At 55.6% G+C, this 25,751-nt stretch carries 26 protein-coding genes; 8 read left to right on the top strand and 18 right to left on the bottom strand.

What is annotated here, in order from left to right; translation table 11 throughout:
* Nucleotides 1-47: 47 nt before the first annotated feature.
* Nucleotides 48-1,439 (bottom strand): uracil-xanthine permease family protein, encoded by a 1,392-nt coding sequence (locus HV355_RS11480; protein WP_042714436.1) that lies wholly within the window; start codon nucleotides 1,437-1,439, stop codon nucleotides 48-50.
* 225 nt (nucleotides 1,440-1,664) lie between these two features.
* Between HV355_RS11480 and gltS the strand changes: the two genes are divergently transcribed.
* Nucleotides 1,665-2,867, top strand: a complete 1,203-nt coding sequence (gene gltS, locus HV355_RS11475; RefSeq protein WP_108417283.1) for a sodium/glutamate symporter — start codon at nucleotides 1,665-1,667, stop codon at nucleotides 2,865-2,867.
* Nucleotides 2,868-2,869: 2 nt separating this feature from the next.
* On the opposite strand, the gene recG is transcribed toward gltS, so the two are convergent.
* From recG to gmk, 5 genes are read right to left on the bottom strand one after another with little or no spacing between them, the layout of a single operon-like run.
* Nucleotides 2,870-4,951, bottom strand: coding sequence for an ATP-dependent DNA helicase RecG (gene recG, locus HV355_RS11470; RefSeq protein WP_182401946.1), 2,082 nt, complete (start codon nucleotides 4,949-4,951; stop codon nucleotides 2,870-2,872).
* Nucleotides 4,952-4,954: 3 nt separating this feature from the next.
* Complete coding sequence (gene trmH / locus HV355_RS11465; RefSeq protein WP_182401944.1) at nucleotides 4,955-5,644, bottom strand: tRNA (guanosine(18)-2'-O)-methyltransferase TrmH; 690 nt, start codon at nucleotides 5,642-5,644, stop codon at nucleotides 4,955-4,957.
* A 4-nt stretch (nucleotides 5,645-5,648) separates the two neighbouring features.
* Entirely contained in the window at nucleotides 5,649-7,763 is a 2,115-nt protein-coding gene (gene spoT / locus HV355_RS11460) for a bifunctional GTP diphosphokinase/guanosine-3',5'-bis pyrophosphate 3'-pyrophosphohydrolase (protein WP_023309883.1), read from the bottom strand.
* A gap of 19 nt (nucleotides 7,764-7,782) precedes the next feature.
* The gene (gene rpoZ, locus HV355_RS11455; RefSeq protein WP_000135058.1) at nucleotides 7,783-8,058 is read right to left on the bottom strand and encodes a DNA-directed RNA polymerase subunit omega; all 276 of its coding nucleotides are present in this window, start codon (nucleotides 8,056-8,058) and stop codon (nucleotides 7,783-7,785) included.
* 54 nt (nucleotides 8,059-8,112) lie between these two features.
* Nucleotides 8,113-8,736 (bottom strand): guanylate kinase, encoded by a 624-nt coding sequence (gmk, locus tag HV355_RS11450; RefSeq protein ID WP_010426438.1) that lies wholly within the window; start codon nucleotides 8,734-8,736, stop codon nucleotides 8,113-8,115.
* Between the two features lie 251 nt (nucleotides 8,737-8,987).
* Here gmk and ligB point away from each other — a divergent pair, with 251 nt between their 5' ends.
* Nucleotides 8,988-10,658 carry an NAD-dependent DNA ligase LigB gene (ligB, locus tag HV355_RS11445; RefSeq protein ID WP_182401942.1) on the top strand — a complete coding sequence of 557 codons (1,671 nt, stop codon included), beginning with the start codon at nucleotides 8,988-8,990 and terminating at the stop codon, nucleotides 10,656-10,658.
* A 2-nt stretch (nucleotides 10,659-10,660) separates the two neighbouring features.
* Here the strand turns inward: ligB and HV355_RS11440 are convergent, their stop codons facing one another.
* Complete coding sequence (locus HV355_RS11440; protein ID WP_010426435.1) at nucleotides 10,661-11,278, bottom strand: trimeric intracellular cation channel family protein; 618 nt, start codon at nucleotides 11,276-11,278, stop codon at nucleotides 10,661-10,663.
* A 204-nt stretch (nucleotides 11,279-11,482) separates the two neighbouring features.
* The gene (locus HV355_RS11435; RefSeq protein ID WP_010426433.1) at nucleotides 11,483-12,346 is read right to left on the bottom strand and encodes a YicC/YloC family endoribonuclease; all 864 of its coding nucleotides are present in this window, start codon (nucleotides 12,344-12,346) and stop codon (nucleotides 11,483-11,485) included.
* Nucleotides 12,347-12,471: 125 nt separating this feature from the next.
* Here HV355_RS11435 and rph point away from each other — a divergent pair, with 125 nt between their 5' ends.
* Together rph and pyrE are read left to right on the top strand one after the other, a co-directional pair.
* Nucleotides 12,472-13,188 (top strand): ribonuclease PH, encoded by a 717-nt coding sequence (gene rph, locus HV355_RS11430; protein WP_010426431.1) that lies wholly within the window; start codon nucleotides 12,472-12,474, stop codon nucleotides 13,186-13,188.
* A gap of 67 nt (nucleotides 13,189-13,255) precedes the next feature.
* The gene (pyrE, locus tag HV355_RS11425; protein ID WP_010426430.1) at nucleotides 13,256-13,897 is read left to right on the top strand and encodes an orotate phosphoribosyltransferase; all 642 of its coding nucleotides are present in this window, start codon (nucleotides 13,256-13,258) and stop codon (nucleotides 13,895-13,897) included.
* A gap of 83 nt (nucleotides 13,898-13,980) precedes the next feature.
* Here pyrE and slmA read toward each other — a convergent pair whose 3' ends face one another.
* From slmA to coaBC, 3 genes are all read right to left on the bottom strand, one after another.
* Nucleotides 13,981-14,577, bottom strand: coding sequence for a nucleoid occlusion factor SlmA (slmA, locus tag HV355_RS11420; RefSeq protein WP_010426428.1), 597 nt, complete (start codon nucleotides 14,575-14,577; stop codon nucleotides 13,981-13,983).
* A 120-nt stretch (nucleotides 14,578-14,697) separates the two neighbouring features.
* Complete coding sequence (gene dut, locus HV355_RS11415) at nucleotides 14,698-15,156, bottom strand: dUTP diphosphatase (protein WP_015570042.1); 459 nt, start codon at nucleotides 15,154-15,156, stop codon at nucleotides 14,698-14,700.
* Nucleotides 15,134-16,345, bottom strand: coding sequence for a bifunctional phosphopantothenoylcysteine decarboxylase/phosphopantothenate--cysteine ligase CoaBC (coaBC, locus tag HV355_RS11410; protein ID WP_120159028.1), 1,212 nt, complete (start codon nucleotides 16,343-16,345; stop codon nucleotides 15,134-15,136). The genes dut and coaBC overlap by 23 nt, the downstream gene beginning before the upstream one ends.
* A 173-nt stretch (nucleotides 16,346-16,518) precedes the next feature.
* On the opposite strand from coaBC, the gene radC reads away from it, so the two are divergent.
* The 4 genes from radC (at nucleotide 16,519) to mutM (ending at nucleotide 18,711) form a co-directional block, all read left to right on the top strand.
* Entirely contained in the window at nucleotides 16,519-17,184 is a 666-nt protein-coding gene (gene radC, locus HV355_RS11405; protein WP_010426422.1) for a DNA repair protein RadC, read from the top strand.
* A gap of 218 nt (nucleotides 17,185-17,402) precedes the next feature.
* On the top strand, nucleotides 17,403-17,639 hold the full coding sequence (rpmB, locus tag HV355_RS11400; RefSeq protein ID WP_002436699.1) for a 50S ribosomal protein L28: 237 nt from the start codon (nucleotides 17,403-17,405) through the stop codon (nucleotides 17,637-17,639).
* A 22-nt stretch (nucleotides 17,640-17,661) separates the two neighbouring features.
* Nucleotides 17,662-17,829: a 50S ribosomal protein L33 gene (gene rpmG / locus HV355_RS11395; protein WP_003024094.1), complete on the top strand. Its 168-nt coding sequence runs from the start codon at nucleotides 17,662-17,664 to the stop codon at nucleotides 17,827-17,829.
* A 72-nt stretch (nucleotides 17,830-17,901) separates the two neighbouring features.
* Nucleotides 17,902-18,711: a bifunctional DNA-formamidopyrimidine glycosylase/DNA-(apurinic or apyrimidinic site) lyase gene (gene mutM / locus HV355_RS11390; RefSeq protein ID WP_100167467.1), complete on the top strand. Its 810-nt coding sequence runs from the start codon at nucleotides 17,902-17,904 to the stop codon at nucleotides 18,709-18,711.
* 2 nt (nucleotides 18,712-18,713) lie between these two features.
* Here the strand turns inward: mutM and coaD are convergent, their stop codons facing one another.
* From coaD to rfaQ, 7 genes are all read right to left on the bottom strand, one after another.
* Nucleotides 18,714-19,193 carry a pantetheine-phosphate adenylyltransferase gene (gene coaD / locus HV355_RS11385; RefSeq protein WP_042717767.1) on the bottom strand — a complete coding sequence of 160 codons (480 nt, stop codon included), beginning with the start codon at nucleotides 19,191-19,193 and terminating at the stop codon, nucleotides 18,714-18,716.
* 3 nt (nucleotides 19,194-19,196) lie between these two features.
* Entirely contained in the window at nucleotides 19,197-19,967 is a 771-nt protein-coding gene (locus tag HV355_RS11380; protein ID WP_126815719.1) for a glycosyltransferase family 2 protein, read from the bottom strand.
* Nucleotides 19,967-21,241 carry a lipid IV(A) 3-deoxy-D-manno-octulosonic acid transferase gene (gene waaA, locus HV355_RS11375; protein WP_108417290.1) on the bottom strand — a complete coding sequence of 425 codons (1,275 nt, stop codon included), beginning with the start codon at nucleotides 21,239-21,241 and terminating at the stop codon, nucleotides 19,967-19,969. The genes HV355_RS11380 and waaA overlap by 1 nt, the downstream gene beginning before the upstream one ends.
* Before the next feature lie 66 nt (nucleotides 21,242-21,307).
* Nucleotides 21,308-22,297, bottom strand: coding sequence for a glycosyltransferase (locus tag HV355_RS11370; RefSeq protein WP_010426408.1), 990 nt, complete (start codon nucleotides 22,295-22,297; stop codon nucleotides 21,308-21,310).
* A gap of 14 nt (nucleotides 22,298-22,311) precedes the next feature.
* Complete coding sequence (locus tag HV355_RS11365) at nucleotides 22,312-23,409, bottom strand: glycosyltransferase (RefSeq protein WP_029484913.1); 1,098 nt, start codon at nucleotides 23,407-23,409, stop codon at nucleotides 22,312-22,314.
* A 2-nt stretch (nucleotides 23,410-23,411) separates the two neighbouring features.
* Nucleotides 23,412-24,539, bottom strand: coding sequence for a glycosyltransferase family 4 protein (locus HV355_RS11360; protein ID WP_182401940.1), 1,128 nt, complete (start codon nucleotides 24,537-24,539; stop codon nucleotides 23,412-23,414).
* Nucleotides 24,539-25,606, bottom strand: a complete 1,068-nt coding sequence (rfaQ, locus tag HV355_RS11355; protein ID WP_182401938.1) for a putative lipopolysaccharide heptosyltransferase III — start codon at nucleotides 25,604-25,606, stop codon at nucleotides 24,539-24,541. The genes HV355_RS11360 and rfaQ overlap by 1 nt, the downstream gene beginning before the upstream one ends.
* Nucleotides 25,607-25,751: the final 145 nt, after the last annotated feature.

Genomic DNA, 25,751 nt, shown 5'->3' with positions numbered 1-25,751 from the left:
TGTAAAGAGATGTCACGGCAGGCCTTGACAGCCTGCCGTGAGAGAAATCAATTTTTCTCAGGCGGGAAAACGAGGTTCAGAACGATAGCGGTGATACCGCCCGCGGCAATGCCGGAAGAGAGCAGGTTTTTCACCCAGTCAGGCGCAAACTGCAGGATCAGCGGCTGCTGAGAAACGCCCAGACCGACCGCCAGCGACAGGGCGATAATCATGATCGCGCGGCGGTTCAGCGGCTCGCGGGAGACGATACGCACGCCGGAGGCCGCGATAGTGCCGAACATCACTAGCGTCGCGCCGCCCAGCACCGGCTCAGGGATGTGCTGCACAAAGCCGCTTACCGCCGGGAACAGGCCGAGGACGATCAGCATCAGCGCCACCACAAACCCGACGTAGCGGCTGGCCACGCCGGTCAGCTGGATCACGCCGTTGTTCTGACCGAAGCAGGAGTTCGGGAAGGTGTTGAATACGGCAGAGACAAACGAGTTCAGGCCGTTCGCCAGCACGCCGCCTTTCAGACGCTTCATGTACAGCGGACCGGACACCGGCTGCTCAGAGACGTCCGAGGTAGCGGTGATGTCGCCGATGGTCTCCAGAGAGGTGATCATAAAGACCAGCATCAGCGGCAGCAGCAGGCCCCAGTCAATGCCCAGTCCGTAATAGAGCGGCGTTGGGATAGTGATCAGCGCGGCATTCGTCGGTGCGGTATTTTGCGGCAGCATATCCAGCGCCCAGGCCATCAGGTAACCGGCCGCCATCGCGATAACCAGCGAGGCCACGCGCAGGTAAGGGTTACGCTGACGGTTAAGCAGAATGATGATTGCCAACACCACGCCTGCCAGCAGCAGGTTTTTCGGTGCGCCGAAGGTGTGGTCGCTCATTGCCGCATAGCCGCCGCCGATGGACGTCAGGCCCACCTGAATCAGCGACAGGCCGATAATCATTACGACCACGCCGGAAACCAGCGGGGTGATGACGCGGCGAGCCAGATGCAGAACGCGGGAGATGACCATCTCCGTGCAGCTGGCCAGCATCAGCGTGCCGAACAGCGCCGCCATCATGGTTGGAACATCCGCCCCACCGGTTTTCAGCGCCGTACCGCCCATGATTAGCGGTGCCACGAAGTTAAAGCTGGTGCCCTGAATCGACAATAATCCCGACCCTACCGGACCCCAGGCTTTAATTTGAATAATAGAGGCGACGCCGGAGGCAAAAAGAGACATGCTGATAATGTGCTGCGTGTCCTGCGCCGGTAAACCGAGCGCCTGGCAGATCAGCAGCGCCGGGGTGATCACCGCAACAAACATCGCCAGAAGATGCTGGCAGGCGGCGAAAAGCGTTTGCGGCAGCGGCGGGCGGTCTTCAAGGCGGTAAATCAGTTCGCTATTTTGCTTCTGCGCAATCGGTTGCGCATCAGGCGACTCTATGGTGTTAACGGACATCGGCGGCAATCCCACGGTGGAAAAGCGGGCATTTTATCTGACCACCTGGTAAAAGCAAACGATTGCCAGCAAAAAAAGGGAAGAAAATCTGCCGCTGTGAGCAGGTTTTCTACAACGCGTGAGGAAAAAAAATTACACTTTTCGCGCCGGGAGCTCATGACGAGCGCAAACCGGCCCAGGATAACGCCGCGTGTGTATGGAACACGCGCAAAACAGGAGCCTTCTATGATTCATCTCGATACGTTGTCGACACTTGTTGCCGCAACGCTGGTCTTACTGCTTGGCCGTAAGCTGGTACATAGCGTTTCCCTTCTGAAGAAATACACCATTCCTGAACCTGTCGCCGGTGGCCTGCTGGTGGCGCTGGCCCTGCTGATACTGAAAAAAAGCATGGGCTGGGAAATCGATTTTGATATGTCCCTGAAAGACCCGCTGATGCTGGCCTTCTTTGCCACCATCGGTCTGAACGCCAATCTGGCGAGCCTGCGCTCGGGCGGTAAAGTGCTCGGCGTATTCCTGATTGTGGTGGTGGGGCTGTTGCTGATGCAAAACGCCATTGGCATCGGCATGGCAACGCTGCTGGGGCTGGATCCGCTGATGGGGCTGCTGGCAGGGTCGATTACGCTGTCAGGCGGTCACGGTACCGGGGCCGCGTGGAGTAAATTGTTCGTCGAGCGCTACGGTTTTGAAAACGCGACGGAAGTGGCGATGGCCTGTGCGACCTTTGGTCTGGTGCTGGGTGGCCTGATTGGCGGCCCGGTGGCGCGTTATCTGGTTAAACACTCCACCACGCCGAACGGCAGACCTGACGATGAGCTGGTCCCGACCGCGTTCGAAAAACCGGACGTCGGGCGCAGCATTACCTCGCTGGTGCTGATTGAAACCATCGCGATGATCGCCATCTGCCTGACCGTGGGCAAAGTGGTTGCGCAATGGCTGGCGGGCTCAGCGTTTGAACTGCCGACGTTTGTTTGCGTGCTGTTTATCGGGGTGATCCTGAGCAACGGTCTGGCGCTGATGGGCTTCTACCGCGTGTTTGAACGGGCGGTATCGGTGCTCGGCAACGTCTGCCTGTCGCTGTTCCTGGCGATGGCGCTGATGAGCCTCAAACTGTGGGAGCTGGCCTCGCTGGCGCTGCCGATGGTGGCGATACTGGCGGTGCAGGCGCTGTTTATGGCGCTGTACGCCATGTTCGTGACCTGGCGCATGATGGGTAAAAACTACGATGCGGCGGTGCTGGCGGCGGGTCACTGCGGGTTTGGTCTGGGGGCAACCCCTACGGCTATCGCCAACATGCAGGCGATCACTGAACGGTTCGGGCCATCGCACATGGCGTTTCTGGTAGTCCCGATGGTCGGGGCGTTCTTCATTGATATCGTCAACGCGCTGGTGATCAAGCTGTACCTGATGCTGCCGATGTTTGCCTGAAATCAGGCGTTGGAGTAGCGTTCAGTTTCCGGCATCCAGCGCTCAATTAACGCTGCCGCCTGTTCGGGGTAGCGTTCATGAATATGGCGGGCGAGGCGCTGAACTTCGGGGATCATCGCCTGATCGCGCAGCAAATCCGCCACTTTGAATTCGGCGTTCCCGGTCTGGCGCGTTCCCAGTAGTTCGCCCGGGCCGCGGATCTCCAGGTCTTTTTGCGCAATCACAAAACCGTCGTTGCTGTCGCGCAGCACCTGCAGACGCATTTGGGCTGTTTTTGATAGCGGGGCTTTGTAGAGCAGTACGCAGTGGGAAGCCACCGCGCCACGACCAACGCGCCCGCGCAGCTGGTGGAGCTGGGCAAGGCCGAGACGCTCCGGGTTTTCGATGATCATCAGGCTGGAATTCGGGACGTCCACGCCGACTTCGATCACCGTGGTGGCGATCAGCAGATGCAAATCACCTTGTTTGAACGACTGCATCACCGCCTGTTTTTCGGCGGGCTTCATGCGTCCGTGCACCAGACCGACGTTCAGCTCCGGCAACGCCAGCTTAAGCTCTTCCCACGTGGCTTCGGCAGCCTGCGCCTCCAGCAGTTCAGACTCTTCAATCAGCGTACAGACCCAGTAGGCCTGACGGCCTTCGTGGGTGCAGGCGTTGCGCACGCGGTCGATGATATCGCTGCGGCGCGTGTCAGGAATGGCGACCGTGGTGACCGGGGTACGGCCCGGCGGCAGTTCGTCGATGGTGGAGGTATCCAGATCGGCGTAGGCGGTCATCGCCAGGGTGCGCGGAATCGGCGTAGCGGTCATGATCAGCTGATGCGGGTGGAAGCCCTGCTGCAGGCCTTTCTCCCACAGTGCCAGACGCTGATGCACGCCGAAGCGGTGCTGCTCGTCGATAATCACCAGCGCAAGACCGTTAAACTGCACCTGCTCCTGGAAGATGGCGTGCGTGCCGACAATCATCTGCACCTGCCCGCTGGCAATGGCCTCCTGTTGCGCAAGGCGCGCTTTGCCTTTTTGCTTCCCGGCAAGCCAGCCCACTTCAATCCCCAGTGGCGCAAACCAGGCAAGGAAATTGTTGGCGTGCTGTTCGGCCAGCAGCTCGGTCGGCGCCATCAGCGCCACCTGCTTGCCGTGGGCAATCGCGCGCAGGGCCGCCAGGGCGGCAACCAGCGTTTTGCCGGAACCCACGTCGCCCTGCACCAGGCGCATCATCGGCACGTCGAGCGCCATATCGCGTTCAATCTCGGCGGTGACGCGCGCCTGCGCGCCGGTGGGTTTAAACGGCAGCGAGGCCAGCAGCTTATCTTTGAGTTCATCATTCTGGCTTAAGGCCTGGGCATGGAAACGCTGTGCGCCAGCGCGAAGCGCCAGCATGCTCAGGTTATGCGCCAGTAATTCCTCAAGGATAAGACGCCGTTGGGCGGGGTGTTTGCCGCTTTCTAAATCGCTGAGCTGTAGCGTTGGCGGCGGGCGGTGCAGGGTGCGGAGCGCCTCGGGCAGGCTCATCATGCCCTGCGCCAGCTCGGGCGGCAGCAGCTCGGTGATAGCGCAGGTATCCAGCAGCTCCAGCGCCTGATCGGTGAGTTTACGCAGCGTCGCCTGCTTGATGCCTTCCGTCGTCGGATAAACCGGGGTGAGCGTCTCCTGCAGCTCCGGCGTGCTGAGATCGCCCTGTACGCGGTACTCCGGGTGGATCATCTCTGCGCCGTACTTCCCGCGTTTGGCCTCGCCATAGGCCAGCACCCTGCGGCCCGTCGCCAGGCTGTTTTTCATCGCCGCGTTGAAGTTGAAAAAACGCATGGTGAGAATACCGGTGCCGTCGCTTATCTGGCAGGTCATCATCCGGCGTCCGCCGAAGGTGATGTTGCAGTTCAGGACTTCGCCTTCAACGGTGGCGTAAATGGCGGGAAGGAGATCGCCAATCTTGTAGAGCTGGGTGCGGTCTTCGTAACGCAGGGGGAGGTGAAGCAGGAGATCCTGCACGGTGTGCAGGCCAATTTTTGCCAGCTTATTGCTTTGCGCCGCGCCCACGCCCGTCAGGCTGTTTAGCGGGATGGCATCCAGCAGGCGGCCTTTCATCGCTTACCCGGCGTACTGCATGGTGGCCCACCACTCGGCATCGGCTTCAATTTCGCCCTGCGCGTTGACGTGGGGGTAAGGCAATTTTTTCTGCTTCGCAACGCGAGCCAGAACCGGATAACCACCTTCAAACAGCAGGCGCTGCTGTTCCTCTTCCGGCAGCATGCTGTTGCTGCGCTCGTACATCCCGGCGTTCTGACGCTGGCGCTGCGCTTCATACAAAATGAGCGCAGACGCCACGGAGACGTTCAAAGACTGCACCATGCCGATCATCGGAATGATGATGTCCTGATCCGCCAGATCCAGCGCTTCCTGAGAGATCCCGGTTTTCTCCTGACCCATCAAAATGCAGGTCGGGCGGGTGTAGTCGATCTCGCGGAAATCTACGGCTTTAGCGGACAGGTTAGTGGCAAGGATCTGCATCCCGCGCCCTTTCAGGTGCGATACGGCTTCGCCAATGGTGTGATGATTTTTGACAGACACCCAGCTGTTGCTGCCTGCCGCCGCCGAGACCGTATTGCGCATGCGGCCGTCCGGCCAGACGGCGTGCACTTCATGCACACCGACGGCATCTGCGGTACGAACGATAGCAGAGACGTTATGAGGTTTATGCACCTGCTCCATGCAGACCGTCAGGTCAGGCTGACGCCTGGCGAGCATTTCGCAGATACGTGCATAACGTTGTGAATTCATAAACCTAGTTTCGGTTTCGGGTGACTTTAATCACGTCCGGCATGACGCGGATCTTGCGCATAATATTCGCCAGATGCACGCGGTCGCGGGCGGTCAGACGAATAAAGGCGCTGTACACGCGACCATCTTTTTCTTCCGTATTCAGGCTCTGAATATTGGAAGAGGCCGTGTTGATCGCTGCCGTCAGGTTCGCCAGGGCACCCTGGTGGTTGAACATATCCACCTTAATTTCGGTGATAAATTCCTGCGCGGTCTCTTTATCCCACTCAACGGCCATAAACTTCTCGGCTTCTTTCTGGTAGCCGCGAATGTTACGACAGGACTCGTGGTGGATAACCAGCCCTTTGCCCGGGCTGACGTGCGCAATAATCGGGTCGCCAGGAATTGGACGACAGCATTTTGCGAAGGTGATCAGCACCCCGTCCGCGCCTTTAATCGGCAGGTGTCCGTGGCTTTGCGTCGTTGCAGGCACCGCTGTTGTGTCGCCTTGCTGCAGGTTCTTCGCCACTACCACACTCATGGCGTTGCCGAGGCCAATCTCTGCCAGCAGATCGTCAAGCGAGGCGAGCTTCATGCGCTCCAGCTCACGCTGGACGTTCTCCTGCGGAATTTCAGCCAGCTTACGGCTGCCACCCAACGCGTGGTTGAGCAGACGACGCCCCAGGCTGACGGAATCATCACGCTTGAGGTTTTTCAGCAACTGGCGAATTTTAGCGCGTGCTTTGGAGCTCACGACAAAGTTCAGCCAGGCCGCGTTCGGACGTGCGCCCGGCGCGGTAATAATTTCTACCGTCTGGCCGCTGGAGAGCGGCTGAGACAGCGGATAAGGTTGTCTGTCGACACGCGCGCCGACGCAGGCATGCCCGATGTCGGTATGCACGGCGTAAGCGAAGTCGACCGGCGTTGCGCCCGCAGGCAGTTCGACAATGCGACCTTCTGGGGTGAAAACGTAAATCTCATCCGGGAAGAGATCGGATTTAACGCTCTCAATAAATTCAAACGAGCTACCCGCACTCTGCTGAAGCTCCAGCAGGCTCTGCATCCAGCGCTGGGCGCGGATTTGTGCGGTCGTGCTGCTTTCGCCACCGTGCTCTTTATACGCCCAGTGTGCGGCAACACCCATCTCTGCCATCTGGTCCATGTCCTCGGTGCGAATTTGCACCTCAACAGGCACGCCGTGTGGCCCGATCATCGAGGTGTGCAAAGATTGATAGCCGTTCGCTTTTGGAATGGCGATGTAATCTTTCATGCGCCCCGGACGCGGTTTGTAGAGGCTGTGCATCTGCCCCAGCACGCGATAGCAGGTGTCTGAGTCGTGGACGATTACGCGGAAGGCGTAGATATCCATGATCGAGTGAAAACGCTGCTCCTTGAGCACCATTTTGCAGTAGATGGAGTACAAATGTTTCTCGCGGCCGCTGACGCGGCACGGAATTCCCGCTTCCTGCAAGCGCCCTTCGATTTCCGAGAGGATTTTTTGAATCATCTCTTTACGGTTACCGCGTGCGGCTTTCACCACCTCTTTAATCACGCGATAGCGGTTCGGGTACAACGCTTCAAAACCCAGCTCTTCCAGCTCGGTTTTAATGTGATGAATACCTAAACGGTGCGCCAGCGGGCTGTATATTTCGAGGGTTTCACGGGCAATGCGGCGACGTTTATCCGGGCGAAGTGAGCCCAGCGTGCGCATATTGTGGGTACGGTCAGCGAGTTTGATGAGAATGACGCGGATATCCTGCACCATCGCCATAATCATCTTGCGGAAGTTTTCGGCTTGCGCCTCTTTCTTGTCGCGGAAATTCAGCTTATCAAGCTTAGAGACCCCTTCCACCAGTTCGGCAACGCTTTTGCCAAACAGCTGTTCCATGTCCTGATAAGTGGCAGGGGTATCTTCGATCACGTCGTGCAGCAGAGCGGCCATCAGCGTTTCGTAGTCGAGTTTCATCTCGGCCAGAATACAGGCCACCGCTACCGGGTGCGTGATATAGGGTTCACCGCTTGAACGTGTCTGGCCCTCGTGAGCGTCACGTGCAACGAGATACGCCTGCTGAAGACGCTTAATCTGGTCTTCAGGCAGGTAGGTTTGAATCAGTTGATTCAGGCTTTCAAACAGATACAAGGGCGACCCGTAGGTTTAATTAACGACGACCTTCAGCAATAGCGGTTACGGCCTGCAGTTCTGCGGCTTCCTGCTCTTGCTGCTCCTGGCGCTCACGCACGTCGAGGATCTGGTTGTTGATCAGACCTTCTTCGATTTCGCGAAGTGCAATAACGGTGGTTTTATCGTTTTCTTCCGGTACCAGCGGATCTTTACCGCCTACCTGCATCTGACGAGCGCGACGCGCGGCGACCAGCACCAGGTCAAAACGGTTACCAATTTTCTCTACAGCGTCCTGAACAGTTACGCGTGCCATACTTAAAATGCTCCACAGGTGAAGAAATGACTGGGCATGATACTGAAAGTGGGTTCAGTCTGCCAACAGTTTGGTGATTAATGCGTCATGTCGCTGCTTCTGGCGGCTCATACGCAGACGTTCTGCACGAAGAATGGTTTTGAGATCGCTCAGCGCGGCATCAAAATCATCATTCACAATAAGGTAATCATATTCCGCGTAATGGCTCATTTCTGCAACAGCCTGTTCCATACGCTTTGCGATGACTTCTTCGCTGTCCTGACCGCGGCCACGCAGGCGGCGATCGAGCTCATCTTTCGATGGCGGTAAAATAAAGATACTGCGCGAGTCAGGCATTTTCTTGCGAATTTGCTGCGCGCCCTGCCAGTCGATATCCAGGAACACGTTTACACCGGTTGCCAGAACCTGCTCAATGGTTTCACGCGAGGTGCCGTAGTAGTTACCGAACACTTCAGCATGTTCAAGAAACGCGTCTCTGCCGATCATCGCTCTGAATTCGTCGTGATCCACAAAGAAATAGTGTTCACCGTGCACTTCACCCGGACGCGGCGCTCGCGTGGTGTGAGAAACAGAAACCTGTGTGTCGTACAACGGTTGGGTTTTTAACAGTGCCTGAATAAGGCTGGATTTACCCGCGCCACTAGGGGCAGAAACAATATAAAGCGTGCCTTGAGCCATGAGAGTCTTTTGTATGTGTTAACGAAGAAGTCCTACATACGGGCTTATTATACACGTCGGCGCACCGTGACGTAGCCTTTGTCACACTTTTTCCCCTGGATTATTGATTTTTGCGTGTCGTTTTCCGGTTTTACCTGCGGTTTGCAGAAATAAAAAGAAACCCTGGATAGCGCCTCGCAAAGCGAAAGGTTGCCGTTAGCGTTGTTTCGAACGTCAGGTTATACCTCCTGCAACGCAAAGGAGGAGTAGCAATGTGGCGATGGATGAGCGGATTACTGGTGTTGTGGTGTGGCTATGGCGCGGCGGTGTGTCCGGTATGGTCGCAGACAAAAGCAGAGAAAGAGATTGCGTCGTTAAGCGCGCAGATCAAACGCTGGGATGATGCCTACTGGAAGCAGGGGGTAAGCGATGTTAATGACGACGTGTACGACCAGCTTAACGCACGGTTAGCCCAGTGGCAGCGGTGTTTTGGCAGCGAGCCTTCAGAAGAGAAACTCCCCGCGCTGACGGGGAGCTTAAAACATCCTGTTGCCCATACGGGCGTGCATAAAGTGACCAGCAAAGAGGAGCTGAGACAGTGGATGCGTGCCCGACAGCATCTGTGGCTGCAACCCAAAGTTGACGGTGTGGCGGTGACGCTGGTCTATCGTGACGGAAAGTTAGCCCAGGCTATCAGTCGCGGTGATGGCCTGAAAGGGGAAGACTGGACCGGGAAGGTGCGTTTAATCCCGTCTGTGCCGCAAAAGCTCACCGGCACGCTGGCGAATAGCGTATTGCAGGGCGAACTTTTCTGGTTACACGACAACCACATTCAGAGCCAGATGGGCGGAATGAACGCTCGCGCAAAGGTGGCGGGTGCGATGATGCGGCAAAAGGATAACGCGCTCCTGAGCAAGATCGGCGTATTCATCTGGGCCTGGCCGGATGGGCCGAAAGATATGAAGACTTCGTTGGTTGAGCTGTCTAAAGCCGGTTTTTCGCTCTCAGCGCGGTATACGCTTCCCGCCGAATCTGTTGATGCCGTCGAAAAACAGCGCGCGGCCTGGCACGAGACCGGATTACCCTTTGCCACGGATGGCATTGTGGTGCGTTCGGAGGATGAACCTGCGGGCGAAAGCTGGTTGCCTGGTGAAGGAAACTGGGTTGTCGCGTGGAAATATTCTCCTGTTTCGCAGCTTGCTGAGGTAAAGAATATCCAGTTTTCTGTAGGGCGAACGGGCAAGGTGTCCGTCGTTGCAGGGCTTGAGCCTGTGCGACTGGATGATAAACAGGTGCGACGAGTCAGTCTGGGGTCGGTTGGGCGTTGGCAGAGACTGGATATCGCCCAAGGCGATCAGGTGCTGATCAGTCTCGCCGGACAGGGTATTCCGCGCCTGGATAAGGTGGTCTGGCGAGGGGCGGACAGACAAAAACCGCAGCCTCCCGACTCGCAATACCATTCATTAAGCTGTTTTTATGCCTCGCCGGACTGCATGGAGCAGTTTTTTGCCCGGCTAACATGGCTCAGCTCTAAACAGGGGCTGGATATTGAAGGTTTAGGGGAGTCCGGCTGGCGTACGCTCTGGCAGGCTCATCATTTCGAACATATCTTTTCATGGCTGTTATTAACACAGGCGCAACTTCAGGCCACGCCGGGGTTTTCTGCGGCGCGCGGGCTTGCGCTCTGGCATCGTTTTAATCAGATGCGGGAACAACCTTTTATCCGTTGGATTAACGCGATGGGCGCTCCGCTATCCAAATCGACACTGAACGTTATCGATGGGCGATCGTGGCAGGCAATGAGCCAGAGAAGCTCTGCCGACTGGCAAACCTTGCCGGGAACTGGAGAGGAGAAAGCGCGGCAAATCATGAACTGGATGCACGCGCCTCAGGTTGACGTGCTGGCGAAGTGGCTCGCTGAGCAGCACATCAACGGATTTTGACATCAGTGTGCGCTGTGCTTGTAGTGAAAAACGGGCAGCCCGAGCTTCAGACGCAGCGCCAGCATGCGGGCCGTAAAGCCAAACAGCAGCGTCGAGATGACCACTACATCATGGTTCGAAACGTAATGCTGCAAGGCGATATAGAGTACCGCTGCGGCAAAGGAGATCCCGGCATAGAGCTCTTTTTGAAAGACCAGGGGAATACGTTTGCAGAACATGTCACGCAATACTCCGCCAAATACGCCCGTGACCACGGCGGCAATGGTGGCGATAACCGGCCCTTCACCCATATCAAGCGCGATTTGCGCACCGATGATTGAAAAGACGATCAGCCCCAGCGCATCAAGCACCAGGAACAGACGGCGCAGGTGGGGCATAACGGGTGCCACAATGGTGGTGAGCACGGCGGCCGTCGCCACGATAATCACGTACTCAGGGTGTTTAACCCAGCCGAGCGGGTAATGGCCAAGCAGGATGTCGCGCACGGAGCCGCCGCCCAGCGCGGTCGCTGTGGCAATAATAATCACGCCGAAGGTGTCCATACGGCGACGTCCGGCTGCAAGCGCGCCGGTCATGGCTTCTGCGGTAATACCAATGAGATAAAGAACGTGAAGCAGCATATACCCTCCGGTGTGAACGCGGGGAGGTTAGCGATTTGTGCGCAAGATCACGATTGAGATTTTCTAAGGCGAGTCAGTTTGCCCTATAAATTTTTATCACATTTGTCTGGATAGGCTTGATGAAGGGCGGACGGTGGGAAAATTGAGTGTCAGGATGGATTAGAAATAGTAATGGGTGGTGCGGTCGACACCACCCGAAAGGCATTACTCGATATTCTGGATCTGCTCGCGCATCTGCTCAATCAGCACTTTCAGCTCAATTGCTGAATTCGTCACGTCTGCATTGATCGACTTTGACGCCAGGGTGTTCGACTCGCGGTTGAACTCCTGCATCATAAAGTCCAGACGGCGACCTACAGCTTCTTTCTTCTTCAGAATGTTGTAGGTTTCTTTAACGTGCGCTTCCAGACGGTCCAGCTCTTCAGCGACGTCAACACGCTGCGCCATCAGCACCAGCTCTTGTTCCAGACGGGTGTTTTCCAGCTGAACTTCCGCTTCTTCCAGTTTGGAGACCAGGCGCTCGCGCTGCCACTGCAGCACTTCCGGCATATGGGTGCGGACTTTGGCTACTTCGGTGCTCACGCCTTCAAGGCGCTGCTCAATCATCGCTTTCAGCGCCTGACCTTCGGTTTCACGGGCCACGATAAAGTCGTCCAGCGTGCCGTCGAGGGCTGCCAGGATTTCAGCGGCGATGGCATCCAGATCCTGCTCACCGGCGGCCATGACGCCAGGCCAGCGCAAAATATCAACCGGGTTGATTTCGCCCTCATCGCTCTGCATTTTGACCCAGTTCGCCGCATTCACGAGCTGTTTCGCCAGTTTTTCGTTAAGAATCAACTCGCCTTGCGCGCTGGCATCAGGCTCAAAGCGCAGGTTGCATTCCACTTTGCCGCGTGTCAGACGCGTACGGATACGTTCACGTACGACAGGCTCAAGGCTGCGGAACTGCTCCGGCATACGGAAATACGTTTCCAGGTAACGCTGGTTTACCGAGCGCATTTCCCATGTGGCGCTGCCCCAGCTACCCTTGATTTCACGCCGGGCGTAGGCGGTCATACTGCGGATCATAGACATTCCCGTTTTTAAAGGAGAGATGGGGGGATTATAGCTTTCGGGGGCTTCTCAGGATAGGAATAAGCGTCCTTTATCCGTATAATGCGCAGCCACATTCGTTTCAAGCCGGAGAATCCATCATGCGTCCATCAGGTCGTAGCGCCAACCAGGTGCGTCCCGTCACCCTGACCCGTAACTATACAAAACACGCTGAAGGCTCCGTGCTGGTTGAGTTTGGTGACACTAAAGTTTTGTGCACCGCCTCTATCGAAGAAGGCGTTCCGCGCTTCCTGAAAGGTCAGGGCCAGGGCTGGATCACCGCTGAGTACGGCATGCTGCCGCGTGCGACTCATACCCGTAACGCCCGCGAAGCGGCGAAGGGCAAGCAGGGCGGTCGTACCATGGAGATTCAACGTCTTATCGCGCGTGCGCTGCGCGCCGCCGTTGACCTGAAAATCCTCGGTGAATTTACCATCACGCTGGACTGCGATGTCATTCAGGCAGACGGCGGTACGCGTACGGCATCCATTACCGGTGCCTGCGTGGCGCTGGCGGATGCCCTGAACAAGCTGGTTGCGGCCGGTAAGCTGAAAACCAATCCAATGAAAGGCATGGTCGCGGCGGTTTCCGTGGGTATCGTTAACGGTGAAGCGCTTTGCGATCTGGAATACGTTGAAGATTCCGCTGCCGAAACCGACATGAACGTGGTGATGACTGAAGACGGTCGCATCATTGAAGTACAGGGCACGGCAGAAGGCGAGCCGTTCACCCACGAAGAGCTTCTCTCCCTGCTGGCGTTGGCCCGAGGGGGAATCGAATCCATTGTAACGACGCAGAAAGCGGCGTTAGAAAATTGATTTTAAAGGCGACCAATGAGTCGCCTTTTTTTTGCCTGTAAGACAGAAAAACCAAAGGAGCGAATCCATGAAATCGTATCAGCGCCAGTTTATTGAGTTTGCGCTTAACAAGCAGGTACTTAAGTTTGGCGAGTTTACGCTGAAATCCGGGCGTAAGAGCCCCTATTTCTTCAACGCCGGGCTGTTTAATACCGGGCGCGATCTGGCGCTGTTAGGCCGTTTCTATGCCGAAGCGCTGGTGGATTCCGGGATTGATTTCGACCTGCTGTTTGGTCCGGCCTACAAAGGTATTCCAATTGCGACCACCACCGCGGTGGCGCTGGCTGAACACCATGACCGTGATGTGCCGTACTGCTTTAACCGTAAAGAGGCCAAAACCCACGGTGAAGGTGGGAATCTGGTCGGCAGCGCGCTGCAGGGCCGCGTCATGCTGGTGGACGATGTGATCACCGCGGGCACGGCAATCCGCGAATCGATGGAGATTATCCAGGCCAACGGTGCGACGCTTGCTGGCGTCCTGATTTCTCTGGATCGTCAGGAGCGTGGTCGCGGTGAAATTTCCGCTATTCAGGAAGTTGAGCGCGATTACAGCTGCAAAGTGACGTCGATTATCACCCTGAAAGACCTGATTGCCTATCTGGAAGAGAAGCCGGAGATGGCGGATCATCTGGCGGCGGTACGTGCGTACCGGGAAGAGTTCGGCGTGTAATTGAATTGCCCGGTGGCGCGACGCTTACCGGGCCTGCGTATTTCGTAGGCCGGATAAGGCGAAGCCGCCATCCGGCAACGGTGTTACTGCAACTGAGCAGCCACTAACGGCCAGCGGGCGTCAAAATCGTCCGTTGGTCGGTATTTGAATTCGCTACGCACAAAACGGGAGAGCATCCCTTCGCAAAACGCCAGGATCTGGCTCGCCAGCAGCGTCTCATCGATGGTGTACCCTTCGCCTTCACGCATTTTCTTTTCGCGCAGTACCTGGCGCAGCTGCGCTTCAATACGTTCGAAAAGCTGGTTAATGCGCCCCTGCAGCCTGTCCTGCTCGAACATCAGCGCATGGCCGGTGAGGATACGGGTTAAGCCCGGATTGCGTTCACCAAAGCCCAGGATTAACAGCACAATCAGACGCAGACGCGCGGTGGTGTCTTTTTCGTCTTTCAGAATCAGGTTGATGCGCGTGATCAGGCTGTCTTCAATAAACTCGATCAGGCTGTCGAACATCCGGGTCTTGCTCGGAAAATGACGGTACAGCGCCGCCTCAGACACGCCTACAGAGGCGGCCAGTTTAGCGGTAGTGATGCGTTGACTGCCATCGCTGGATTCAAGCATCAGAGCCAGAGACTGAAGTATTTCTTCGCGACGATTCCTTTTCGCGGTTTGTTTTTCTGCCATGTTACAAAATACCCCTGAAAATAAGCACTTGCCAGGCTGGCATCCACACAGCGACCGCAAACTGACGTTTGCGGTTTGTTATTGCATTATGGCGCTGTGAGATGCGTATCTATCGGACGGTTATTTACGCCCGGAATGGCCGAAGCCGCCTTCGCCACGGTCGGTGGCGTCGAAATCTGCCACCAGGTTAAATTCTGCCTGCACAACCGGTACGAAGACCATCTGCGCAATACGCTCGCCCGGTTCAATGGTGAAGCTGTCCTGACCACGGTTCCAGACGGATACCATCAGCTGACCCTGATAGTCAGAGTCGATCAGGCCAACCAGGTTACCCAGTACGACGCCATGCTTATGGCCCAGACCAGAACGCGGCAGGATCACCGCCGCCAGAGACGGGTCAGCAATGTGAATTGCCAGGCCTGTCGGGATCAGGGTGGTTGCACCTGGAGCCAGTTCTACGGCGTCATCGAGACAGGCGCGCAGGTCAAGACCGGCAGAGCCGGAGGTGGCATAAGTCGGCAGCGGAAATTGCTCGCCAACACGCGGGTCCAGAATCTTAACGTCGATTTTTTTCATCATAACGGGTAACGATCTCGTCCAGTAATTGTTGGCCCAGGAGTTCCTTGCGCTCAAGCGGTAAGACTTTATCTCCATCCTGCCAGAAAAGGTGCAGTGCATTGCTGTCGCTGTTAAATCCTTGCGTGGCCAGCGATACGTCGTTCGCGCAAATCAAATCAAGGTTTTTGCGAGTACGTTTTTGCCGGGCATATTCTTCCACATTATTTGTTTCTGCGGCAAACCCAACAACGTAAGGACGATGGCTTTTCAGTGCGGCGACACCCGCAACGATATCCGGGTTTTTCACCATTTTTATCGTTAATTCATCACCTTGCTTTTTGATTTTGGCGTCTGCAATGGTCTCTGCCCGATAATCCGCGACGGCCGCACAGCCGATAAAAATCTGCTGGTTTTGCGCATGGGCCTGTACGGCGGCTTCCATTTCCAACGCGGTGATGACGTCAATGCGCTGAACGAACGGAGGTGTCGGCAGTGAGACCGGGCCGCTCACCAGCGTGACGTTCGCGCCGCGTTTTGCAGCAGCAGCAGCAATGGCAAAGCCCATCTTGCCGGAGCTGTGGTTAGTGATGTAACGCACCGGGTCCAGCGGTTCGCGCGTGGGACCCGCGGTAATCATGATGTTGAGATGTTGCAGATCGTTGACAGGCGAAAAATGGGCTGCAGCCATATCAACAATCGTCAGCGGGTCCAGCATACGACCCGGGCCAACATCGCCACACGCCTGGCTGCCGCTGTCCGGGCCCCAGATAAGCAGGCCGCGTGATGCCAGCGTCTCCAGATTGTGCTGGGTGGCTGCGTTACGGTACATCTGCTGGTTCATTGCGGGCACGACGGCGACTGGCGCAGGTGTTGCGAGGCAAATGGTCGAGACCAGATCGTTCGCCATGCCCGCCGCCACGCGGGCAATCAAATCGGCCGTGGCGGGGGCAAGAATCACCAGATCTGCCCATTTCCCAAGCTCAATGTGGCCCATCGCCGCTTCTGCTGCAGGGTCAAGCAGGCTGTCGGATACCGGGTACCCCGAGACAGCCTGCAGGCTCAGAGGCGTGATAAAGGCTTTGCCACCTTCGGTTATCGCGACCCTCACATCCGCCCCGCGCTCGCGCAGGCGACGCACCAGGTCCGGCGCTTTATAGGCTGCTATACCGCCGCTCACGCCAAGAACGATTTTTTTACCGGCCAGGCTCATCATGATTCTTTCCTGTTGGGTTTCACCAGAGAGCGGGCATTTTATCACAATCACAAAAACGGGGTGATTTTGTCCTTCGTTCACTTTGCGAGGCGTTACGCAAGAACGAAAAGTCAGCGTCGAGCCCCGGATTGGCCTGTGGCAGCATGATGACAAACAGAAGGAGGCTGGGCATGGAAGAGACGGAACTGCTGTTACCGCGCGAAAAACTGCTGCGATATGGCGTCACCTTGTTAAAAGACGATGAGCTGCTGGCGCTCTTTTTGCGTACGGGTACGCAGGGGAAAACGGTATTTACGCTGGCAAAAGAGCTGATAGAACATTTCGGTTCACTGCATGGTTTGCTGACCGCCGATCTGGCAGCGTTTGCGCAGGTTGAGGGGATTGGCGTGGCGAAATATGCCCAGCTGAGGGGGATTGCTGAACTTGCCCGCCGTTTTTACAATGTCCGTATGGAGGAGGAAGATCCGATCCTTACCCCGGCGATGACCCGCGAATTCCTGCAAAGCCAGCTGTCAGATATGGAGCGGGAGATCTTCATGGTGATCTTTCTCGACAATAAGAACCGGGTGCTGAAACACACTCACCTTTTCTCTGGAACCTTGACCCACGTAGAGGTTTATCCGCGAGAAATTGTGCGGGAAGCGATAAAAGTGAATGCAGCCGGCGTGATCCTCGCGCATAATCACCCCTCTGGCTGTGCAGAACCGAGCAGAGCGGACAAAGAAATCACCGAACGCATTATCAAATGCTGTCAATTCATGGACATTCGTGTGCTGGACCATCTGATAATTGGCCGCGGAGAGTACATTTCTTTTGCGGAACGTGGTTGGATTTAGACCCTTTCTCGCGATCCATCGGGATCTTTGTCTGTTCGGGACTTGAGCACACCGCCGAGTCAGCGTATACTACGCCACCTTTGAGAATCTCGGGTTTGGCATTTGGGCCTGGCAATCGAGAGTTCACTTAGAACTATGCGATGACCGGGCTGTAAAGCCTGACGAGGCGCCGATACCCCATACGAAGCTCGAGCTAATTTGATTTTTGGAGAATAGACATGTCCCGAGTCTGCCAAGTTACTGGCAAGCGTCCGGTGACCGGTAACAACCGTTCCCACGCACTGAACGCGACTAAACGCCGTTTCCTGCCGAACCTGCACTCTCACCGTTTCTGGGTTGAGAGCGAGAAGCGTTTTGTCACCCTGCGTGTATCTGCTAAAGGTATGCGTGTTATTGATAAGAAAGGCATCGATACAGTTCTGTCCGAACTGCGTGCCCGTGGCGAAAAGTACTAAGTACTTAAAGAGGAAATAAATCATGGCTAAAGGTATTCGCGAGAAAATCAAGCTGGTTTCTTCTGCTGGTACAGGTCACTTCTACACCACCACGAAGAACAAACGTACTAAGCCGGAAAAACTGGAACTGAAAAAATTCGATCCAGTTGTACGCCAGCACGTACTGTACAAAGAAGCTAAAATCAAATAATTTTAGTCTCCTTGTATTGAAAAACCCCGCATCTGCGGGGTTTTTTGCATTCTGCATCTCAACGGAGGAACTATGCCTGAATTACCTGAGGTAGAAACCAGCCGTCGCGGCATCGAGCCCCATCTGGTCGGCGCAACCATTCTTCACGCAGTTGTCCGTAATGGGCGCCTGCGCTGGCCGGTGTCCGATGAGATCCACGCGTTAAGTGACAAACCCGTCCTTAGCGTGCAGCGTCGCGCCAAGTACCTGCTGCTGGAACTGCCTGACGGCTGGATTATTATCCATCTGGGGATGTCCGGGAGCCTGCGCATCCTTACTGAAGAGCTGCCTGCGGAAAAGCACGATCACGTTGACCTGGTGATGAGCAACGGTAAAGTGCTGCGTTACACCGACCCGCGGCGTTTTGGCGCATGGCTGTGGACGAAGGAGCTGGAAGGGCACAACGTGCTGGCGCATCTCGGGCCTGAACCGCTGTCAGATGCGTTTAATGCGGAATACCTGAAAGAGAAGTGCGCAAAGAAAAAGACCCCGATTAAGCCCTGGCTGATGGATAACAAGCTGGTGGTTGGCGTGGGGAATATTTACGCTAGCGAATCGCTGTTTGCGGCCGGGATCCATCCCGATCGGCTGGCCTCGTCGCTGTCGGCGCAAGAGTGCGAACTGCTGGTCAGAGTGATTAAAGCGGTACTGCTGCGTTCTATTGAGCAGGGCGGGACAACGCTGAAGGACTTCCTGCAAAGCGACGGGAAGCCAGGCTATTTTGCCCAGGAGCTGCAGGTATATGGCCGTAAGGGTGAACCGTGCAGAGCCTGCGGGACGCCAATTATTGCCACGAAGCACGCCCAGCGCGCCACGTTCTATTGCCGTCAGTGCCAGAAATAGCGTTACTTTAACTTTTCCATCAAGGCCTGGTGGACGTTAACCGGCAGGAAGTGGGTGACATCGCCGTGATGACGCGCCACCTCTTTTACCAGCGTGGAAGAGATAAACGACCACTCTTTGGAGGGCATCAGGAACACGCTCTCCAGCTCTGGCATCAGATGGCGGTTCATGTGCGCCAGCTGCATTTCATACTCAAAGTCTGCTACGGCGCGTAAACCCCGGATCAGAATGTTTGCCTGCTGAGCGCGGGCGAAGTTAGCCATCAGGTCGCTAAACCCAACCACCTCAACGTTCGGCAGATGCGAAATGGCATCGGTGGCGAGCGTAACGCGTTCGTTCAGGTCAAACATCGGCTTCTTGCTGGGGCTGGCGGCAATCGCCAGTATCACCTTGTCGAACATGCATGCCGCACGGGTGATGATATCAACATGACCGTTGGTGATCGGATCGAAGGTACCCGGATAAATCGCTTTTGTGCTCATGGCTCACGTTTTCTCAGAGTAGCCGCGGCAGAGCGCCCACAGCTCGGTGTATTTGTTGAAAGTATACTGGGCATTGACCACCGCGAGTAACCAGCCCTGTTTACCGTCCAGTACGCCGCCTCGCAGCAGCAGCGTTTTCAGAAACGCGCCCAGCGTGTGGGTGAAGATACCCGTCAGCGAGGCCTTCTTGCCGCGCTGGTGACGCTCCTGCGCCCATGCGGTGGCATAGTTGAGCTGTTTACGCTGGAAGCTCGCGAAATCACGGCAGGTCAGGTGCAGCAAATCGCCCGTCAGGGGGATGACCTGGGCGCTATCGCAGCTCAGGGATTCATGGACCAGATTGTCGTTGTACTGATACCGCTCGCGCTCGTAGAGGCGCATCACGCGGTCAGGATACCAGCCGCTGTGGCGCATAAAGCGGCCAAGGAAGTAGTTGCGGCGGGCAATGCTGTATACCGCACCTGGCTGAGGCGAGGAAAGCACCGTTTGAATAGCCTGCTGCAGTTCTGGCGTGATGCGTTCGTCAGTGTCGAGCATTAACACATAATCGCCGGTGGCATATTCCTGCGCGCGCTGGCGCTGAATGCCATAACCTTGCCAGTCAGAATTGGTATAGATTTTTGCGCCCGCCGCGCGGGCGACATCTACCGTGTTGTCCGTGCTGCCGGAGTCCAGGATGACGATTTCGTCAGCCCAGGCGACGGAGGCCAGGCAGTCCGGAAGCAGGTCGGCGGCGTTTTTGGCGATCATCACGACCGACAGACGCGTTGACATTAGTGGCTCCGCTGAGGCAGATAAGGTTGCAGAAGCTGCAGCAGACGGGTCAGTGCGCCCTGGTTCTGGTGCAGCACTTCGACGGCATGACGCCCGTACCACAGGCGATAATCTTCGTCAGTCAGAAGGGTAGACACCTCTTTGACCACCGAATCCGCGTCGGTCACGGTAATTAAACCATCGGCCTGCTGCAATTTCGCGCAGATATCTTTGAAGTTAAACGTGTGCGGTCCCATCAGTACCGGAATGGCGTGTGCTGCCGGTTCCAGTGGGTTATGACCGCCGCGCTCGACCAGGCTGCCGCCGACAAAGGCGAGGTCAGCAATGCCGTATAAAAGCATCAGCTCGCCCATCGTATCGCCAATCACTACCTGAGTGCTGCCGGAAGGGATCTCACCGCTGCTGCGCAGGGTGTAGCTGAAACCCTCTTTTTGCACCATATCGCGGGCATCTTTAAAGCGCTCAGGATGGCGAGGCACGAGGATAAGCAGTAAATCAGGGAATGTTTCCAGCAGCTTGCGGTGCGCCTGGAGGATGATCTCTTCTTCGCCGTCGTGAGTGCTGGTCGCAATCCAGACCTGACGTCGCGGGGCCCACTGGCGACGCAGTGTGATCGCACGGGCGGCGAGTTCAGGCGTGACGGAAATATCGAATTTCAGGCTGCCCGTTACCGCAAGCTGGTTGCGTTTCAGGCCTAGCGCGATGAAGCGCGCCGCATCTTCTTCATTCTGCGCCGCAATCAAGGTGATTTTACTCAGCAGGCGACGCATAAATTTGCCCAGCTTGCCGTACCCTTTCGCCGAGCGCTCAGACAGTCGGGCATTAGCGATAACCAACGGGATCTTACGGGCATGGAGGGCAGAAATCATATTCGGCCACAGCTCGGTTTCCATCACGATCACCAGTTTCGGGCGAACGGTATTCAGGAAACGGTTCATGGCGCAGGGCAGATCGTAAGGCAGATAGACGTGATGCACGTCTTTTCCGAAAGCGGATAACGCACGCTCAGAACCGGTGGGCGTCATGGTCGTGACGGTGATCGGCAGTGACGGGTATCGGTGACGCAGGGCGCGAACCAGCGGGATAGCCGCCAGCGTCTCACCAACTGAAACGGAATGGAGCAAAATACCGTCCGGGGCAACTTTATTACGGCAGTAGCCATAGCGTTCAGCCCAGCGTTTTCGATACGCGGGTGCTTTACGGCTACGAAGCAACAGTCGCAGCCACACCAGTGGCTGAATGAGATAGAGCAGGGCGGTATACAACAATTCCAATCGATTATCCGTTTTTTTAGTTTCGGCGGGCAAATTCTAAGCATTTAAGCCAGGTAAAGCTATCTCTTATGCCAGATACCGCTTTAAGCGGAAGTAACGGCGGCCCAGTCGCCAGCGCAAACGCGGACTTTTTGCACTTTTCCAGATGAGTTTCCAGATGCCCGTTTCGAAGAACTCTTTAATAATCATGGATTTCTTCTTCTCATCCTTCATGTTGTCGAAGGTGTGAATAATCCCCAGTCCCTCTTTGGCGATTTGCCAGTGGCAGGCCGGGATACCTTTCACTTTATCCGGGTAGCGCTGATTGATGGCATCAAGCATCTGCAGGATTTTCATGTAATGGCGCGCCGAGCGAATGAGCGTGTCGTCATTGTCCGGCATATGGGACACCGATGCGGAGTGAATGTAGTAGTCATAATAACGTTCACTGGTGTACTGCACCCGCTCTGCCGCGAGCAGCACTTCAGTCGTCCACGGGATATCCTGATGGCGCAGGCCGGGTTCGAAATGGAAACTGTGTTTACGGATAAAGTCGTGGCGATAGATATTCAACCAGGTGACGTGGAGGAACTTACGAGAATCCAGCGCCATCTTTAACCATGCCGCGCCAGTCATCACGCCTGTCGATGCCAGTTTGTCCTCAGGGAAAATCGGGCGCGAGGGTTTTTTATTATTTTCCCAGACGTAGTTCCCGTTACAGGTGGCGACGTCCAGATCCTGCGTAACGGCCATATCCAGCAGATGCTGATACATGCCGGGTTTAAAGACATCATCAATATCCGGGAAGGAAAGATATTGACCCGTCGCGATGGCCAGACCGCTATTCCGCGCGATGGAGACACCCTGGTTTTGCTGCTCAATGACCTGCAGCTGCGGCAGCTTTTCTCGCCAGTTGTCGACGATCTCCATCGAGCGGTCAGTGGAGCCGTCATTAACGATGATGACTTCCATACTGTCGATGCGTTGATTGACAAGGCAGGTAAAGAACTGATCCAGGAACGCTTCACCGTTATAAACGGCAACCACCACGCTTAATAATGGCGCTGAATTTTGCATAAGAAACCTGATTATTATGGATTGTCGACCAAAGCAATATATTGCTGGCAGATAGCATTGATGCCGAACGATGCGATCGTTGCGCGATCAACGACTGGCGGAGAGGCATAGATATCTGCCAGCGTTTTTGCCAGTGACTCATCATTTAATGCTGTCAGCCCGCGCGCTAAGTCCCCTGTGAGGATTTCAGCGGGTCCACCCGGGCAGTTTGTACTGACGGGGGGTGTCTGACAGATAATTGATTCGACCAATACATTACCAAAACCTTCACAGTCAGAGCTTAACACTAAGAGGCGTGCGCCTTTGATCCATGGATAGGGATTGGGCTGGAATGGACGGAAAACAATTTTGTTTTCAATGCCCAGCTCGGTAGCCAGCTGTTTTAGTTTTTGAATTTTAGCGTCGGCGCCATTTCCCATCATGACCAGTGTTGTCTCTATCTGGCTCAGCGCAAAGGCGCGTAAGAGACGATCGTGACGTTTGTGCTCGTGGAAGCGGCCGACGTGAATGAGGTAATCCTGTCCCTGCATCTCATAGGGTTCGTCCGCCAGACGCTGGATTTCTGGAATATCGAAAGGATTATGGATAACGGCCTGGCGACGAAGATCGATTGCCAGCGTTTCCGAGAGGTCTTTCAACACGGCGGCTGAGACGGCCACAACATTGCGGTTTTCGTAGGTATGACGAATCTTATAATGTTTAAACCAGCGCGAAAGACCGCTGCGATGGCGCAGATAGGAGAACGAGAACATGCCATGTACGCAGAACCAGACTTTATCGCGTTCCAGTGCGCGGCAGTGCGCCACGATGCGGTCAGTTTTATGCAGGTGGGAGAACACCACATCAAATTTTCCACTGCGTTCAGCCTGCTTAATCGCATTATCCAGCAGTCGGGCGCGGCGCGGGATCTCCGTCAGCTTCCGCCACGGCTTTTTACACGTATCCTGAATAACCTGAAAATCGATGCCTTCCGGGATGGCGTAGTCGCACACTTTCCGCAGGGAGAACAGGGAGACCTGATGACCCATTTCGATCAATCCGCTGGAAAGTGTAAGAACTGTTTTTTCAGCTCCTCCACCGGGTAAACCATCAATAATCATTAGGATGCGCATTTTTAATCCAGTAATTTTTGATAAAGCGAAATAAGCTGACTTGATAGTTTTTCGGGGGTGGCCTCTTTTACACGTTCACGTGCTGCTAGCCCCATATTGTTATTCTTTTCCAGAGAAGGAATGGCCGCTATTGCCTCCTTCAATGTGTTGATATCAAGTGCGTCACAGTAAAATCCGTTGTTGCCTTGCACAATAAATTCGGCTCCGCCGCAACTCTCTGAAGTAATGACAGGTAAACCGCAGGCCATCGCTTCAAGAATAACGTTAGGAAAGGGATCATACAGCGTTGGCAGCAGTAAACCATCGGATAGCTGGTAAAATGGCAACGTCTCTTTTTGCATCCCCAGGAAACGGATTTGCCCTTCACAGCCGAGTGAACGGGCGAGTTCACGATAACGATTTTCCGCTTTATCCTGCCCAACCACAATCAGCCACGCCGCGGTTCCCGCGATAGCGCGTATGGCGCTGGCTAATCCCTTTCGTTCAAATCCTGAGCCTACAAAGCAAAACACAACGGCGGTGGTGGGTAAACCAAACTGCTGACGCAGCGCGGCACGCTGTGCTTCCTCGGCCGGAACGAAGCGGCTGGAATCAATTGAATTATAAATCACATGTATCTTTTTTGCGTCAATATCAAAGTCTTCGACGATTTCGCGTTTGATCATCTCCGCATTACAGATAACGGCCTTCAACTCAGGAGCCTGGTACATTTCACGTTCGGCATTCATCACGTAGCGGTGGTAGCGATCGTGCATGAGCATTTGTGCGCGCCAGGCGGGCAGGATCCTCGCACGCTGCAGCAACCAGCGGCGATGAACGCCATCGCCTGCGCGGTAAATGTCGCAACCCGGGATACGCTCGTGGCTTTGCACAATATCAAATTGCTGCTGCTGCCACAGTGCGCGGGCGGCATGCGCAAAACCGCGTTCGCGGCTGATGCGTCCCCACTTGCGCGGGTCACAAATGTGGATATGCCAGTCGTCCTGCTTTTCTCCCTGCCATTCGCGGGTGATAACGTTGAGCTCAAGATTTTGATTGCTTAACGCCGTCAGCGCGCGGGAGACGAAACGTTCCGCTCCGCCATCAGGGCGATATTTTTGGCGAACAATCGCCAGGCGATGGTGTTTCATTACAGGTATCTCTTTGCAGCGGAGACGACAGCATCCACGGGAATGGCGTCGAGATAGCGTTCTTTGGTGCTGGTATCAATGGCGTCCGGATTGGGGAGCGGGCCGTAGTCACCGGCCCAGATAACCTCCCCGTTGACCTGCCACGGAGACCAGAACGTCAGCTTTGAGGGGCCAAACAGCGCCACGCAGGGTGTCTGAAGCGCCGCAGCCATATGCATCGGCACGGAATCCACGCCGATAAACAGACGCGCATGATCGATAAGGGATGCCAGTTGACGCAGCGTCAATTGACCTGCCAGCGAGACGACACCCGTTTTCGGTGAGGCAGCGAGAATGCGATCGATCATTGCCATCTCTTTTTTATCCGGGCCAGCCGTGAGAACGATGGTGTGGCCTTCCTGCTGCAGGGCGGTAATGGTTTGCGCCATCTTTCCTTCATCCCAGCATTTGAAGAACCAGCGCGACGTGGGTTGAATCACGATGTATCGCTCTCCCACACCTTTTTGCGTCAAGAGGTGGTGTGCGTGTTGCCAGTCATCCGGGCGGTAAGCCATGGTGACGGCGGGTTTTGGGTCAACCGGCAGCGCTGAAAGGATGGAAAGATTTTGCTCAACGGTGTGCAGTGACGAGTGATTGGCGACAGAGACCAAATTGCTATGACAAAAACGCCAGAATGCACTCTTGCGCTTATTAAAGGCAAACCCAAGGCGAACCGGGGCACCGGTGAAGCGTGTGACGATGGCGCTGCGCCACTGATCGGCAAGGTTAATCACCAGGTGATAATGCTGTCTTCTTAATGTGCTAAGCAGTTGCCACTCTTTCTGGAGATGCTTCAGCGTGCCCAGCTGCTTCCATTTGCGATCGATACCATAAATTGTGCCGATCGCCGGATGCGCGGCGAGCATATCGCGTGTCTCTTCATAAAGAAGCACGTCGATTTGCGCCTCAGGCCATTTTTGGCGTAACGAATCGATGACGGGGGTGGTGAGTAACATGTCACCATGATGGCGAAGTTTGATCAGTAAAATGCGCAAATCAGGCGTGTCAGGTAAGTTATTCATCATCATCTTATCGGCGTTGTACTGTTGGCAATTCTAATAGACCTGGTAGCGACTTGCACTCTTTCTCCACAATGTCAGGAATTTCCCTGGAAGGGTTTACTCCTGCTTTGAGGCGTGCGTAACATAGCGCTAACTACTTTGTCTCATGGAC

This window comes from Enterobacter sp. RHBSTW-01064 (assembly GCF_014103035.1).
Classification (GTDB): Bacteria; Pseudomonadota; Gammaproteobacteria; order Enterobacterales; family Enterobacteriaceae; genus Enterobacter; species Enterobacter mori.
This window is presented reverse-complemented; position numbering and strand designations above follow the sequence as displayed.

Bases quoted from the DNA above. Each gene is read 5' to 3' on its own strand.
- rpmG (WP_003024094.1), top strand. From the start codon at position 17,662: ATGGCTAAAGGTATTCGCGAGAAAATCAAGCTGGTTTCTTCTGCTGGT.
- trmH (WP_182401944.1), bottom strand. From the start codon at position 5,644: ATGAATTCACAACGTTATGCACGTATCTGCGAAATGCTCGCCAGGCGT.
- gmk (WP_010426438.1), bottom strand. From the start codon at position 8,736: ATGGCTCAAGGCACGCTTTATATTGTTTCTGCCCCTAGTGGCGCGGGT.
- slmA (WP_010426428.1), bottom strand. From the start codon at position 14,577: ATGGCAGAAAAACAAACCGCGAAAAGGAATCGTCGCGAAGAAATACTT.
- HV355_RS11435 (WP_010426433.1), bottom strand. From the start codon at position 12,346: ATGATCCGCAGTATGACCGCCTACGCCCGGCGTGAAATCAAGGGTAGC.
- ligB (WP_182401942.1), top strand. From the start codon at position 8,988: ATGTGGCGATGGATGAGCGGATTACTGGTGTTGTGGTGTGGCTATGGC.
- HV355_RS11440 (WP_010426435.1), bottom strand. From the start codon at position 11,278: ATGCTGCTTCACGTTCTTTATCTCATTGGTATTACCGCAGAAGCCATG.
- recG (WP_182401946.1), bottom strand. From the start codon at position 4,951: ATGAAAGGCCGCCTGCTGGATGCCATCCCGCTAAACAGCCTGACGGGC.
- pyrE (WP_010426430.1), top strand. From the start codon at position 13,256: ATGAAATCGTATCAGCGCCAGTTTATTGAGTTTGCGCTTAACAAGCAG.
- rpmB (WP_002436699.1), top strand. From the start codon at position 17,403: ATGTCCCGAGTCTGCCAAGTTACTGGCAAGCGTCCGGTGACCGGTAAC.
- HV355_RS11370 (WP_010426408.1), bottom strand. From the start codon at position 22,297: ATGCAAAATTCAGCGCCATTATTAAGCGTGGTGGTTGCCGTTTATAAC.
- HV355_RS11360 (WP_182401940.1), bottom strand. From the start codon at position 24,539: ATGAAACACCATCGCCTGGCGATTGTTCGCCAAAAATATCGCCCTGAT.
- gltS (WP_108417283.1), top strand. From the start codon at position 1,665: ATGATTCATCTCGATACGTTGTCGACACTTGTTGCCGCAACGCTGGTC.
- coaD (WP_042717767.1), bottom strand. From the start codon at position 19,193: ATGAGCACAAAAGCGATTTATCCGGGTACCTTCGATCCGATCACCAAC.
- rph (WP_010426431.1), top strand. From the start codon at position 12,472: ATGCGTCCATCAGGTCGTAGCGCCAACCAGGTGCGTCCCGTCACCCTG.
- HV355_RS11480 (WP_042714436.1), bottom strand. From the start codon at position 1,439: ATGTCCGTTAACACCATAGAGTCGCCTGATGCGCAACCGATTGCGCAG.
- radC (WP_010426422.1), top strand. From the start codon at position 16,519: ATGGAAGAGACGGAACTGCTGTTACCGCGCGAAAAACTGCTGCGATAT.
- HV355_RS11380 (WP_126815719.1), bottom strand. From the start codon at position 19,967: ATGTCAACGCGTCTGTCGGTCGTGATGATCGCCAAAAACGCCGCCGAC.
- dut (WP_015570042.1), bottom strand. From the start codon at position 15,156: ATGATGAAAAAAATCGACGTTAAGATTCTGGACCCGCGTGTTGGCGAG.
- rfaQ (WP_182401938.1), bottom strand. From the start codon at position 25,606: ATGATGATGAATAACTTACCTGACACGCCTGATTTGCGCATTTTACTG.
- HV355_RS11365 (WP_029484913.1), bottom strand. From the start codon at position 23,409: ATGCGCATCCTAATGATTATTGATGGTTTACCCGGTGGAGGAGCTGAA.
- mutM (WP_100167467.1), top strand. From the start codon at position 17,902: ATGCCTGAATTACCTGAGGTAGAAACCAGCCGTCGCGGCATCGAGCCC.
- rpoZ (WP_000135058.1), bottom strand. From the start codon at position 8,058: ATGGCACGCGTAACTGTTCAGGACGCTGTAGAGAAAATTGGTAACCGT.
- coaBC (WP_120159028.1), bottom strand. From the start codon at position 16,345: ATGAGCCTGGCCGGTAAAAAAATCGTTCTTGGCGTGAGCGGCGGTATA.